Here is a 13,351-nt window from a genome sequence, read left to right as displayed (position 1 = left end):
ATGTCCACCCCCTCCCCCATCAAGCGTGATGGCATGCGCTGGCGCCGCCCCCCCCACCATCACGGTGGCTTTACCCAGGGGCTCCTTGATAATCTCTGGGATCAGCCGCACCGGACTCCCACAGGATGCCCCAATCCCCGCGTCACTCCCGTAGTACCCATCTGCTCATCTCGGCCATGGGCGAACAACAGCCCGGGCTGCTCGACCACCTCACGCGGGCGATACTCGACAGTGGCTGCAGCGTTCAGGACAGTCACATGGCCGTACTGGGGAACGCCTTCACCGCCACCCTGCTGGTCTCCGGCAACTGGAACACCCTCAGCAAGCTGGACGGTGCCCTGGTCACCCTGGCCCGCCAGCAGGGTCTGGATGTGCATACTCGACGTACCGGCCCCGGGCAACGGGAAGGACACAGCCTGCCGTACTCCGTGGACGTCATCGCCCTGGACCAGCCGGGGATCGTTCACCAGCTGGTGGGCTTCTTCTCCTCCCGGGGGGTGACCATCCGCGAGATGAACAGCCAGGCCTACACCGCCGCCCATTCCTCCACCCCCATGTTCACGGCCCACCTGTCCGTGGAGATCCCCGCCACCGAGCACATCGCCTCACTGCGGGAGGATTTTCTGGATCTGTGCGATGAACTGAACCTGGATGGCGTGATCGAACCGATCAAGGGGTAATCGCCCCACCACCCCACGCTCTGGAGGAATCGCCCATGTCCCAGCCCACCCCCCAGGTCGCCGTCGACCAGCCCGTGCCGGATTTCGAGCTGCCCGCCACCGGCCATGACCAGCCGGTGCGCCTGTCGGACCTGCTGGGCGACCGGCACCTGGTGCTGTATTTCTACCCCCGGGACGACACCCCGGGCTGCACCACCGAGGGCAAGGACTTCACCGAACAGTACTCACGCCTGGAACAGGCCGGGGCCCGGGTGCTGGGCATCTCGCGAGACTCCCTCAAGTCTCACGACAAGTTCAAATGCAAGTATGGATTCCCCTTTGAACTGCTCTCGGACGAGGACGAACGGGTCTGCGAGCTGTTTGGCGTCATGAAACTGAAAAACATGTACGGTAAACAGGTGCGCGGCATCGAGCGTTCCACCTTTCTCATCGACCGCCAGGGTGTGCTGCGTCAGGAATGGCGCAAGGTCAAGGTCCCCGGGCACGTGAACGCAGTCATCGAGGCCCTGGAATCGCTGGACCGGTGACCGGCTCGCCGGGCCCGGACGAAACCAGGGCCTTCCTGTCATCGACTCCTTCCAGGGTGCATCCATGGTAAAGACGGCATGGTGAAAAAAGAGATCCACGGCAAGCGTCTGTTTGTCCTGGACACCAACGTGCTCATGCACGACCCCACCGCCCTGTTCCGCTTCAAGGAACACGACATCTACCTGCCCATGGTGGTGCTGGAAGAACTGGACCGGGGCAAGAAGGGCGTCTCCGAAGTCGCCCGCAACGTGCGGCAGGTGAGCCGCTTCATTGACGAACTCATGGGAGACGCCCGCCAGGAAGACATTGCCCGCGGCCTGCCCCTGACGGGCGTCGGCTTTGCCGATCAGGCCGACCTCAACGGTCGGGGGCGGCTGCTGTTCCAGACCCACGCCATGGCCAGCAGGCTGCCGGACACCCTGCCCGGGAACACCCCGATCACACCATCCTCGGCACCGCCCTCACCCTGCAGCAGGAACGCCCTGACCAGTGCGTCACCCTGGTCTCCAAGGACATCAACCTGCGCATCAAGGCCACCGTCCTGGGCATCCATGCGGAGGACTACTACAACGATCAGGTGCTGGACGACGTCAACCTGCTCTACGCCGGCACCCACGAGCTGCCCCCGGACTTCTGGGACAGTCACGTCAAGGCCATGGACTCCTGGCAGGAAAGCGGTCGCACCTTCTATCGCATCACCGGCCCCATCACCGAGCACTGGCATCCCAACCAGTTCCTGTATCGCACCGACGAGCCCGCCTTTCTGGCCATGGTCCGTCAGGTGAAGACCCACACGGCGGTGGTGGAAATGGTCCGGGACTACACTGGACCACGTCACACCGTGTGGGGCATCAACGCCCGCAACCGGGAGCAGAACTTTGCCCTGAACCTGCTCATGGACCCGGAAGTGGACTTCGTCAGCCTGGTGGGCGCTGCCGGCACGGGCAAGACCCTGCTCACCCTGGCCGCCGGCCTGGCGCAGACCCTGGAGGAGAATCTCTACAAGGAGATCATCATGACCCGGGTAACAGTGCCCGTGGGCGAGGACATCGGCTTTCTACCGGGCACCGAGGAGGAGAAGATGACCCCCTGGATGGGGGCGCTGATGGATAATCTGGAGGTGCTCACCCAATCCGACAGTGGCGGCGACTGGGGCCGTGCCGCCACCCAGGAACTGCTCAAGAGCCGGGTGAAGATCCGTTCCCTGAACTTCATGCGCGGCCGCACCTTCCTCAATCGCTACGTCATCCTGGACGAGGCCCAGAACCTCACCCCCAAGCAGATGAAGACCCTGATCACCCGCGCCGGTCCCGGCACCAAGGTGGTCTGCCTGGGCAACGTCGGCCAGATCGACACCCCCTACCTGACCGAGACCAACTCCGGGCTCACCTTCGTGGTGGACCGCTTCAAGCACTGGGAACACAGCGGCCACATCACCCTCCAGCGCGGCGAACGCTCCCGCCTGGCGGATTTTGCCTCCGCCAATCTGTAGCCCTGAAAAATGGCATAAAATGGGCATAAAATGGGGACAGACACCTTTTCCGAGGAAAAGGTGTCTGTCCCCATTTTATGCCCATTTTGGTTCTCCTTCTGTCAGGCGGCTTCGTCCTGGGTTTCTTCTTCCGGGATGTTCTCGTAGCGGGGCCAGGAGCGGATCACCGCCTGGATCAGGGTGGCCAGCGGGATGGCGAAGAACACACCCCAAAGGCCCCAGATGCCACCAAAGATCATCACCGCCGCAATAATGGCCACCGGATGCAGGTTGACCACCTCCGAGAACAACAAGGGCACCAGCACGTTGCCGTCCAGGAACTGGATCACCGCATAGGCGATCAGCACATAGGTGAATTCGCTGCTCACCCCGAACTGGAAATAGGCCACCAGGGCCACCGGAATGGTCACCACCGCAGCCCCCACATAGGGAATGATCACCGACACACCCACGGTAAAGGACAACAGCAGGGCATAGTTCAGATCAAAGAAGATGAAGGTGAGATAACTGGCCGCCCAGACAATGAGGATCTCGATGAACTTGCCACGCACGTAGCTGGCGATCTTCAGGTTCACCTCCTGCCATACCTCCGTGGCCAGCGCCCGATCCCGGGGCAGAAAGCCGGTGATCCACCCCAGGATGGCGTCCTTGTCCTTGAGCAGGAAAAACACCATCAGCGGCACAATCACCAGATACACCATGATCGTGGCCACATGCACCGCCGAAGCCAGGGTGAGATTCACCATGCGCTGCCCCAGGGCCACGGACTCGGCCCGGATGGAGCCCATGATCTCCCGCACCTGCTCCTCGGTGATGAACTGGGGATAACGCTCCGGTAACTGCAGCAGGATGTTCTGCCCCTGGGCCACCATGGTGGGCAACTCACGCACCAGCTGGGTGATCTGCTGACTGAGCACCGGCACCACCAGCAACAGCGTGGCCACCAGCACGGTGAGGAACAGCAGGAAGACAATCACGACGGCCGGCATCCGCGGGATACGCCAGTTCTGCAGCTGGCGCACCGCGCCCTCCAGAAGATAGGCAAAGATCACGCTGGCCAGCAGGGGCGCCAACAGCTTGCCCGCGAAGATGACGATGGCAAATCCCACCGTGAGCAGGAAGGCCAGGATCACCACCTGCGGATCGGAGAAATGCCGGTCGTACCAGCGTTTCAGCACCGGAATCATCATTGCCCGCCCTCGCACAACTCACGGTAATGCCGCGCGAACAACGCCTCCAGATCATCAATGACCTCCCGGGCCTCGCGCCCCTGGAGCATGTGCTGACTCATGAGCATGGAGGTCTCGTTGAGCAGCCGGGCCTTGTCCAGCATGGGGTAGGTACTCGACAGACGCTTCATGGCCTTGATCACCGTCTCCCCTTCCGGCCGCGGTATGGCCTGGGGCTCGGGCACCGGCACATCCTCCCGGCCCCCACGGGTGGCCAGAAACTCGGCAAAGGCCAGCAGCATTTCCCGTTCCGCGTCGGGCAAATCCCGGTACAACCGCACCAGGCGTTGCTGGGGATCCTTGCGAAGAGGGTTCATTCCAGACACGTTCAAACAGTTACTCCATCTTCAGGCTGAACACGGGCATCTTGCGACGCTCCTGCATCAGTTGCAGTTCGGTGACCAGAGCCATCACCACCTGGTCAGTGATCTTTTGCATGCCACCCCATTCACGCCGGGCCTCCACCAGCAGCTCCGTGATCCCCGGGGGTGGATTGTGTCCCTCCTCCATGATGATGTCTTCCAGCATGCCGGGTTTCATCTCAGGACGGAACAGCAGCCCGTAGGTGAGCGGATCCGGCCTCACGGCCAGCCAGCGGCCCTGGTCGTCCACCAGGATGGGCTCCAGCCCCTCAGGGAGAGTGACAGCACCATGATACAGGGTCAGCACCCGCTGGCCATCCAGGACCTCTGCCAGGGCATCTCCGGCCCCGGCAGGGGTCTTGCGGGCGGTTACAAAGCCGCTGGTGCAGGCAGGCTCCATGGAGGCCTTGCCGCCAGCCACCTGAGCCACCAGCAACCCTCCCATTCCCAGGCCGACCACCGGTCGCCGGGCCTTCTGGAAGATGCGGATCAGCTGCAACTCATCCGGCACCTGAGGATGATGGTCCTGATCTGCCGTGGGCCAGGCCCCACCCAGCAGCCACAGACCATCGAACTGGCCGGCAGACCCGGGCAGCCCCTGCCCCACAAAGGGTCGATAATAACTGAACCCGATGTCCCGTTTTTCCAGCTGGGTCTCGATCAGGCCGAGAAATTCCGAATAGGTGTGCTGAACAACCGCGTAGTTCTTCATCATCGGCTCCTGGCGCAGATGGCGGGCCAAGGCCCGCTGGATCAGACGCTGACGCTGGATGGGTTTCCGGTGGAGCCCCCGTCGTCGGAGGCCTGCCCGTCACAGTAGTTGCGGGCAAAACTGAGAAGTTCCTCCACGGCCCGCAAACGAAACTTCTGGCGCTGATGCACAAAGGCGAACTGTCGGGTCAGGCCAGGCTCCAGGGGAATCCCCTCCAGGCGCTTGAGGGCCAGCTCCTTGTCCAGGGTGGCGCGGGAGAGGATGGATAGCCCCATGCCCGCCTCCACGGCCCCCTTGATGGCCTCCGGACTGCCCAGTTCCAGGCACACGGTCAGCGCATTGCGCCCCATGCCCAGTTCGTTCAGGTAATCCATGATCACCTCCCGGGTCCCGGACCCCTCCTCCCGGCAGATGAACGGATAAGGCAACACCTCCTCCATGGTCACCGACGCCTTGCCCGCCAGGGGGTGCCCCGGGGGCACGATCACCACCAGCTGATCCATCTGGCAGACTTCCACGTGCAGATTGCGGTTGGACACAGGCCCTTCCACCACCCCCAGGTCAATGATGTTGTTCTCCACCATGGAGACGATACCCTCGGAATTGGCCACCTTCAGACGGATGTTCACCTCGGGATGCTTGCGCTTGAAATTGCCCAGCAGCGCCGGAAGCATGTACTCAGCGATGGTGGTGCTCGCTCCCAGGGTCAGGGCCCCGGAGACATCCCCGGTGATCTCGCGGATGGCATTCTCCATCTCCCCGTAGGCCTCGAAAATGCGCTCGGCATAGCGAAAGGCCGCGCGACCCGCCTCGGTGAGGCTCACCCGGTTGTGGGTACGATCGAACAGCCGGGTGTTGAAGTGCTCCTCCAGCTGACGCACCTGAAATGTCACTGCGGGCTGTGTCATGTGCAGGGCCTCGGCCGCCTTGGTGAAGGAAAGCAACCGGGCCACGGTATAGAACACTTGAAGTCGTCGGTCAGCCATTTTGCAAATTACCTATCGAAGCCTTACGGTGCCCATGGTACTCACTAATCTACCTTGGGGCACTTCATGACCACCACGGGGGAGCCTCCCGCATGAGCAAGGCCTGGAAAAAACTGGATCTGGAAGGGGCGGGGCTGCAGACGATGAATGCCCGGCTCACCCGGGAGATGCGTCGACGCCCGCTGGCCTATGGACTGGCGCTGGCCTTTCCCCTGGGGCTGCATCGTTTTTATCTGCGCGAGCCCCTGGGTGGGGCGGCCTATGTGGCGCTCTCCCTGCTGACCCTCATCCTCTGGATCTGGGGCGGCAGTGTCTGGGCCCTGATACCGCTGGGCGTGATGCTGGCCGCGGTGGTCCTTGATCTATTCTGGATGGACGGTTACATCACCCGCTACAACAAGGCCCTGCGCATGCGTCTGTTCCTCAGGCCCGGTCATGAACCGCCCAGGGATTACCGTGGTCGCGTACACAGAACGGGCATGCTGGAAGCCTATCAAAAGGAGAAGGAACAGGAGCGGGCCGGCCATCAGCCGGTGAACATGGAAGCGCTGCAGGCCAGGGACCCCCAGGGCCACGGGGATTCGCAACGCATCCCCTCCTTCAACGAGCAGGAGGCCATGCTGCGGGAACTGGCCAAGGCCCGGCAGGCACGCCGAAGCCCTGCCCAGGAGCGCACCGACACCCCCGACGGCGACGCGGGGAGTGGGCAAAAGGCCCGGAAATAAGCGGTTGCCCGAAGCTTCGCCCTATGGGTCGCCGGGACGCCAGATGCCGAAGGCTTCCTGGGGCGGCTGCTGAGCCGGAGCGGCCTGCTGCTCCCGCTGCTGTCGCTCCACGTCGTCATGCACATGACGCATGAAGGCGGCCAGCTGCTCCAGGAACTCCTGTCGCTTGGCCGCGGGGATGGGCTGGCAGCCCAGCAGGTAACCGCTGATGGCCGACATGTACTGCACGGTCACCAGGGGATCGTGACAACGCTCGTCGTGCTCCACCAGGATATCCTGGAGTTTCTGGACGAGTTCACCGGATAGTTGCAAGGATTCAGACATGGTGCCAAGGATACTCGGGGTGAATTATGCCGGGCAAGATGCTTGAGCCATCAGTCCGGGCTGCGGGCCGTTCGCAAACGGCCCGCAGCGTCGAATTCAGGCGAAACTCAGCTGCCCGTCGGCCACGTCCACCCGGATCACGTCCCCGGGGCCATAGCTCCCCTTGAGGATGCGTTGCGCCAGGGCATTCTCCAGTTGCTGCTGGATGGCCCGCTTCAGGGGGCGCGCCCCGTACACCGGGTCGAAACCCGCCTCGCCCAGGCGATCCAGGGCCGCATCGCTCACCTCCAGGGACAGATCCCGCTCCGTCAGCCGCTGGCGCAGATAGTCCAGCTGGATGAGCGTGATGGCGCGGATCTGTTCGCGGCCCAGGGGATGGAACACCACCACCTCGTCCACCCGGTTGATGAACTCGGGGCGGAAGTGGGTACCCACCACCTCCATGACGGCGGACTTCATCTGGTCATAATGCTCCTCACCGGCCATCTCCTGAATGAGCTGGGAGCCCAGGTTGGAGGTCATGACGATCACCGTATTGCGAAAGTCCACGGTGCGTCCGTGACCATCGGTGAGCCGCCCATCATCCAGCACCTGCAGCAGTACGTTGAACACGTCCGCATGGGCCTTTTCCACCTCGTCCAGCAGGATCACCGAGAAGGGCTTGCGGCGCACCGCCTCGGTGAGATAGCCGCCTTCCTCGTAGCCCACATAGCCCGGGGGCGCACCAATCAGGCGGGCCACCGAATGCTTCTCCATGAACTCCGACATATCGATGCGGATCATGGATTCCTCGGTATCGAACAGGAAGTTGGCCAACGCCTTGGTCAGCTCCGTCTTGCCCACCCCGGTGGGGCCCAGGAACAGGAAGGAGCCATTGGGGCGATTCGGGTCCGAAAGCCCTGCCCGAGCGCGGCGGATGGCGTTGGACACCGCCTTGACCGCCTCCTCCTGACCCACCACCCGCTGGGTAATGTTCTCCTCCATGCGCAGCAGCTTTTCCCGCTCGCTCTCCAGCATCTTGGAGACGGGAATGCCGGTCCAGCGCGACACCACCTCGGCGATCTCCTCGTCGGACACCTTGTTGCGTAGCAGTCGCGTCTCCGACAGCTCTGCCTGGGCGGCCATTTCCAGGCTGCGCTCCAGATCAGGGATCTTGCCGTACTGCAGTTCCGACATGCGCCCCAGATCGCTGGCGCGGCGGGCGGTCTCCAGTTCCACCCGGGCTCGCTCCAGTTCCTCCTTGATGGCGGCGGTGCCGGAAAGGGCGGCCTTCTCCGACTTCCATACCTCTTCCTGGTCGGAGTACTCCCGCTCCAGTCGGTCGATCTCCTCCTGCAGGGCGTCCAGGCGCTTGCGGGAGGCCTCATCGGACTCCTTCTTCAGGGCCTCGCGCTCGATCTTGAGCTGGATCAGGCGCCGCTCCAGGCGATCCAGGCTCTCGGGCTTGGAGTCGATTTCCATGCGGATGCGGCTGGCGGCCTCGTCCACCAGGTCGATGGCCTTGTCCGGCAACTGCCGGTCGGTGATGTAGCGATGGGACAAGGTGGCGGCGGCGACGATGGCCGGGTCGGTGATCTCCACCCCGTGATGCACCTCATAACGCTCCTTGAGGCCGCGCAGGATGGCGATGGTGTCCTCCACGTTGGGCTCTTCCACCAGCACCTTCTGAAAGCGGCGCTCCAGGGCGGCATCCTTTTCCACGTACTTGCGATATTCATCCAGGGTGGTGGCGCCGATGCAGTGCAGTTCGCCCCGGGCCAGGGCCGGCTTGAGCATGTTGCCGGCATCCATGGAACCCTCGGCCTTGCCGGCACCCACCATGGTGTGCAGTTCATCGATGAACAGGATCACCCGCCCCTCCTGCTTGGACAGGTCGCTGAGCACCGCCTTGAGGCGCTCCTCGAAATCCCCCCGGAACTTGGCACCGGCGATCAGGGAGCCCATGTCCAGGGAGAGCACGCGACGGTCCTTGAGGCCCTCGGGCACCTCACCATTGACGATGCGCTGGGCCAGGCCCTCGACGATGGCGGTCTTGCCCACGCCGGGTTCACCGATCAGCACCGGGTTGTTCTTGGTGCGCCGCTGCAGCACCTGAATGGTTCGACGGATCTCCTCGTCGCGCCCGATCACCGGATCCAGCTTGCCCTGCTCGGCCCGCTCGGTGAGATCAATGGTGTATTTCTCCAGGGCCTTGCGCTGATCCTCGGCATTGGCGTCCTCCACCCGTTGCCCGCCGCGCAACTGATCCACCGCCTTGTTCACGGCATCCTGGGTGGCGCCGGCCTTGTGCAGCAGATCAGTGAGGGCGCCCTTGCCCTCCAGGGCGGCGAGCACAAACAGCTCGGACGAGATGAACTGATCCTTGCGGGACTGGGCCAGCTTGTCGCACAGGTTGAGCAATCGACCCAGATCATTGGAGATGTGCACGTCCCCGCCGGTGCCTTCCACCCGGGGCAGGCGCTCCAGGGCCTCGCCCAGCTGGGAGCGAAGCAGGTTGACGTTCACCCCGGCCTGGGACAGCAGCGGGCGCACGGAGCCGCCCTCCTGGTCCAGCAGGGCGATCATCATGTGCACCGGCTCGATCATCTGGTGATCGCGACCCACCGCCAGGGACTGGGCATCGGCCAGTGCCGATTGAAACTTGCTGGTGAATTTATCCATGCGCATAGTGGCAAAACCCCTTGGAGATGTGTCAGATTACAACTGTACATGGGGCCACATGCCGGGCCTTTCAAGCGCCGCCTTGGCCAAGGGGCGATCTTGGGGCTTCATAACTGATCACCACTTTTCGGAGCCAAAAAAGCGGTGATGGAACATATCGAACTGATTTACGTCATAGCCCTTGGGGTCGGCGCTTCTTACACTGGGTCCGCCCCCTCAAACCTCCCGGATGGGCCGAGGTCATGCTCGCGCGGCCGGCCACGGCAAGCGGAGCCCAGGCCATGACCACTGCAGGCGCCACGTTTTCAGAGGATTACCCGTGTCATCAGCCAGCCAGCATCCGGCATCACCCGAGCAGTCCATGGGCCAGGACCGCCCGGGGCTGAGTCGTGATGTCGGCCGTGACTGGGCCCGCGAGACCTGGACGCCCGCGCCGCACCCGGGACTTCCCGCCCCCTCACGGTCCCCGCATGAGCGGGCCGTGGGCCAGTTGCTGGACGAGATCAAGAACTGGCGCTTTCGCGAGGGCGAGTTGCTGCACGCAGCCACGCCCGTGCCCGCCGTCGATCCCTTCCACTGGCTGGAGAGCAACCCCGGCGCCTCCCGGTGCCTGTGGCAGAACCGGGAACAGACCCTGACCCTGGCCGGTATCGGTGCCGCGGCGGAACTGAGCGCCGACACCGCCGAGGATTACGATCGCCTGCTGGAGCGCATCAATGACATCATCGGCCGGCAGGACACCGCCTTCGTGGGTGGTTTTGCCTTCGACGGCCGCTCCGGCGAGCGGGAATGGCATGAGTTCCCCGCCGCCCGCTTCGTGCTGCCCTCCATCGAGTTGCGTCAACGGGACGGCGGCTTTCGGCTGGCGGTGAACCTGCGCGCCAGCACCCGCCGTGAATTCGTGCGCCGCAAGACCCGGCTGATCGCCGAACTATGCCGCCTGCGTTTCACGCCGCCCAGGCCAGCGAGCGCCCCCTGGCCCATCCGCGTGACCCGGCGCGTGGATGACATGAGCTTTGACGAGTGCCAGGGGCATATTCAGCACATTCTGGAACACATCCAGCAGGGCCGCATCCACAAGGCCGTGCTGGCCCGCCGCGTTGAGCTGCAGCTCAACGACGTGCTGCCCGGCTTTGCGACCCTCAAACGCTGGCATCACACCAACGGCGGCAGTTTCTGCTTTGCCCTGGAGCATGGGCACAAGCTCTTCATGGGCTGTTCGCCGGAGCGCCTGTTCAGCCGCGAGGATCGCCGGGTATGCACCGAATCCCTGGCGGGCACCGTGCGCCGCGGCCGCAGCCGCCAGGAAGACGCCCAACTGGAACATACCCTGCTGCGGGATCCCAAACTGATCCATGAGCATGAACTGGTCACCCGTTATGTACGCGATCGCATCGCCCCCTGGGTGACCCACACCGACTGTCCCACCGAGGCCGGCGTGGTGAAGCTGGACCGCATTCAGCACCGCTACCTGCCCATCCGCGCCACCCTCAGGCCCGGGGTGATGGATGATCAACTGCTCAAGGCCCTGCACCCCACCCCTGCGGTCTGCGGCTTCCCGCGCCGGGAGGCCCAGGAACTCATCGCCCGCCGGGAGACCACCCATCGGGGCTGGTACAGCGGCGTGGTGGGCATGATCTCGCCACGGCGTTCGGAGTTTGCCGTGGCCATCCGCTCGGCCCTGGTGGAGCGCAACCGGGTGCTGTGCTATTCCGGCGTGGGCATTGTGGAAGGCTCCACGCCAGAGGCGGAGTGGAATGAACTGGAGGCCAAGATCGAGTCCTTCCTGGCCGTGCTGGGGTCCTGACAGCGGGGATGCGGGCACCCTTCAGTCACGTTAACGAAGCCTGGGCCACGCTGATCCTGGAGCGCCTGCATGACCATGGTGTGCGGGACATCTGCATTGCCCCGGGCAGTCGCAGCGCCCCGCTGGCCCTGGCGGCCGCGCGTCTGGCGGACCACCGGGACGACCTTTCCCTGCACACCCATTTCGACGAACGCGGCCTGGGCTTTCTCGCCCTGGGGCTGGCCCGGGCCAGCGGCCGACCCACGACGCTGATCACCACCTCGGGCACCGCGGTGCCCAACCTGCATCCCGCCCTGGTGGAAGCCTTTCAGACCCACCAGCCGCTGATCGCCCTCACCGCCGACCGCCCGCCGGAGCTGATCCACTGTGGCGCCAATCAGGCCATTGAGCAGCCCGGCCTGTTTGCCCTGCATGTACGCGCGCAACTGAACCTGCCACCGCCGGACACCGCCATCAGCGCCGGGTGGCTGGGCGGAGAACTGGATCAATGCCTGCGGGTCCTGCGCGGCCCCGACCGGGGCCCGGTACACATCAACGCCCCGTTTCGCGAACCCCTGTATGGCACTTCGCAGCTGGCAGACTTTGGCCCCTGGCGCTCGGATCTGCGTACCCCTCCGAACCCGACGCCCACCCCCGAGGTCGTGGCATTGCCCCGCGTGCATGCTCCGCTGGCCCTGGTGGCAGGGCAACTGGACACCGATGAGGCCGAGGCGGTGCTGGAACTGGCCCAACGAGCCGACTTGCCCATCCTGGCAGACATCGGCAGCCAGCTCAGGCTGATCGACCATCCCTGTATCGTGCCCTACCCGGACCTGCTGCCCGCCAGCCCCAACGGCCAGCGACGGCTCGCGGGCCTGAGGCAGGTGATTCAGTTCGGCGGGCGCATCACCAGCAAACGGCTCAACCAGTGGCTGGCCGGGTTTGCAGGCGAATACTGGCTGGTCAGCCCCCATTCTGGCTGCCTGGACCCGGAGCGCCGTGCCATCGCGATCCAGGCCAATATTCCTGCCCTGTGTCAACAACTGGCCCCTTCCCCGCAAAAGGACACGGGCCTGGTGGCCGCGGCCCGGGCATTCACGCCGCGCCTGGAGGCGGCCACCCGGGAGCTCTTCTCGGAACTGTCGGTGGCCCGCCGACTGAGCCAGGAGATTCCACAGGAGATGGCCCTGTTCCCGGGCAACAGCCTGAGCATCCGGCTGCTGGACGCAGTTGCCGAGCCAGGCCTTGGCCAACGCTGCGTGACCAGCCGGGGTGCCAGCGGCATCGACGGCCTGGTGGCCACGGCGGCAGGGTTTGCCCGACGCCACCCCGGTGGCCTCACCCTGCTGCTGGGGGATCTGTCCCTGCTGCATGACCTCAACAGCCTTGCCCTGACCCAGGGCAGCCCGTCCCCCCTGGTGATCATCGTGCTCAACAACGATGGTGGGGCCATCTTCAATCTGCTGCCGGCCCAGAGCCAGGGCGAGCATTTCCGGCCCCTGTTCCAGTTGCCCCATGGCCTGGGTTTCGAGCAGGCCGCAGCCCAGTTTCGCCTGAGCTATGCGGCACCAGGGAATCTCGACGCCTTCGCCGAGGCCTACCGTGCTGCCTGCAAGCGCCCAGGGGCCACTCTCATCGAGCTCACCTTCCCCTCCGACCGGGGCAGCCGGGCCTTGTCGGGGCTGATCCAGTCCATCCGCGATGATGCATCTGCGCAGCCCTGAGCCCTCAGGAAACCCCTGCCCTGGAGCAGCCCTTGTGGGAGCGGCCCCCGGCCGCGAAGGGGGTTGGGGCCACCGCAATGATGGGGCTTCGATCTTCACGGGCGAGGCCCGCTCCCGGAGGTGTTGCTGTGGCTTGGGGGGC

11 protein-coding genes and 1 pseudogene are annotated in these 13,351 nt (G+C 64.5%); 6 read left to right on the top strand and 6 right to left on the bottom strand.

Annotated features, from left to right (window positions below; all coding sequences use genetic code 11):
* Positions 1-125 precede the first annotated feature (125 nt).
* The 3 genes and pseudogenes from ECTOBSL9_RS08310 (at position 126) to ECTOBSL9_RS17680 (ending at position 2,700) form a co-directional block, all read left to right on the top strand.
* Positions 126-680 (top strand): glycine cleavage system protein R, encoded by a 555-nt coding sequence (locus ECTOBSL9_RS08310; protein ID WP_063464650.1) that lies wholly within the window; start codon positions 126-128, stop codon positions 678-680.
* Positions 681-715: 35 nt separating this feature from the next.
* The gene (locus ECTOBSL9_RS08305; protein WP_063464649.1) at positions 716-1,207 is read left to right on the top strand and encodes a peroxiredoxin; all 492 of its coding nucleotides are present in this window, start codon (positions 716-718) and stop codon (positions 1,205-1,207) included.
* Between the two features lie 78 nt (positions 1,208-1,285).
* A pseudogene (locus ECTOBSL9_RS17680) lies at positions 1,286-2,700 on the top strand (PhoH family protein).
* A 101-nt stretch (positions 2,701-2,801) separates the two neighbouring features.
* Here ECTOBSL9_RS17680 and ECTOBSL9_RS08295 read toward each other — a convergent pair.
* The 4 genes from ECTOBSL9_RS08295 to ECTOBSL9_RS08280 are packed head-to-tail and all read right to left on the bottom strand — an operon-like array spanning position 2,802 to position 5,989.
* Positions 2,802-3,887, bottom strand: a complete 1,086-nt coding sequence (locus ECTOBSL9_RS08295) for an AI-2E family transporter (RefSeq protein WP_063466089.1) — start codon at positions 3,885-3,887, stop codon at positions 2,802-2,804.
* On the bottom strand, positions 3,887-4,246 hold the full coding sequence (locus tag ECTOBSL9_RS08290; protein ID WP_063464648.1) for a hypothetical protein: 360 nt from the start codon (positions 4,244-4,246) through the stop codon (positions 3,887-3,889). The genes ECTOBSL9_RS08295 and ECTOBSL9_RS08290 overlap by 1 nt, the downstream gene beginning before the upstream one ends.
* Before the next feature lie 19 nt (positions 4,247-4,265).
* Positions 4,266-5,003 carry a type 1 glutamine amidotransferase gene (locus ECTOBSL9_RS08285; protein WP_063466088.1) on the bottom strand — a complete coding sequence of 246 codons (738 nt, stop codon included), beginning with the start codon at positions 5,001-5,003 and terminating at the stop codon, positions 4,266-4,268.
* Positions 5,004-5,044: 41 nt separating this feature from the next.
* Positions 5,045-5,989 carry a LysR family transcriptional regulator gene (locus tag ECTOBSL9_RS08280; RefSeq protein ID WP_063464647.1) on the bottom strand — a complete coding sequence of 315 codons (945 nt, stop codon included), beginning with the start codon at positions 5,987-5,989 and terminating at the stop codon, positions 5,045-5,047.
* Positions 5,990-6,081: 92 nt separating this feature from the next.
* Between ECTOBSL9_RS08280 and ECTOBSL9_RS08275 the strand changes: the two genes are divergently transcribed.
* Positions 6,082-6,714, top strand: a complete 633-nt coding sequence (locus ECTOBSL9_RS08275) for a hypothetical protein (RefSeq protein ID WP_063464646.1) — start codon at positions 6,082-6,084, stop codon at positions 6,712-6,714.
* Between the two features lie 21 nt (positions 6,715-6,735).
* Here ECTOBSL9_RS08275 and ECTOBSL9_RS08270 read toward each other — a convergent pair whose 3' ends face one another.
* Both ECTOBSL9_RS08270 and clpB read right to left on the bottom strand, forming a co-directional pair.
* Complete coding sequence (locus tag ECTOBSL9_RS08270) at positions 6,736-7,038, bottom strand: hypothetical protein (protein ID WP_063464645.1); 303 nt, start codon at positions 7,036-7,038, stop codon at positions 6,736-6,738.
* A gap of 96 nt (positions 7,039-7,134) precedes the next feature.
* Positions 7,135-9,699, bottom strand: coding sequence for an ATP-dependent chaperone ClpB (gene clpB, locus ECTOBSL9_RS08265; protein ID WP_205632009.1), 2,565 nt, complete (start codon positions 9,697-9,699; stop codon positions 7,135-7,137).
* 319 nt (positions 9,700-10,018) lie between these two features.
* Between clpB and ECTOBSL9_RS08260 the strand changes: the two genes are divergently transcribed.
* Positions 10,019-11,506, top strand: coding sequence for an isochorismate synthase MenF (locus ECTOBSL9_RS08260; protein WP_240481089.1), 1,488 nt, complete (start codon positions 10,019-10,021; stop codon positions 11,504-11,506).
* Positions 11,507-11,514: 8 nt separating this feature from the next.
* Positions 11,515-13,209: a 2-succinyl-5-enolpyruvyl-6-hydroxy-3-cyclohexene-1-carboxylic-acid synthase gene (gene menD / locus ECTOBSL9_RS08255; RefSeq protein WP_063464642.1), complete on the top strand. Its 1,695-nt coding sequence runs from the start codon at positions 11,515-11,517 to the stop codon at positions 13,207-13,209.
* The last annotated feature ends 142 nt before the right edge of the window (positions 13,210-13,351 follow it).

This window comes from Ectothiorhodospira sp. BSL-9, assembly GCF_001632845.1.
Lineage (GTDB): Bacteria > Pseudomonadota > Gammaproteobacteria > Ectothiorhodospirales > Ectothiorhodospiraceae > Ectothiorhodospira.
The sequence above is the reverse complement of the archived record's forward strand: the minus strand, read 5'-3'. Positions and strand labels throughout refer to the sequence as shown.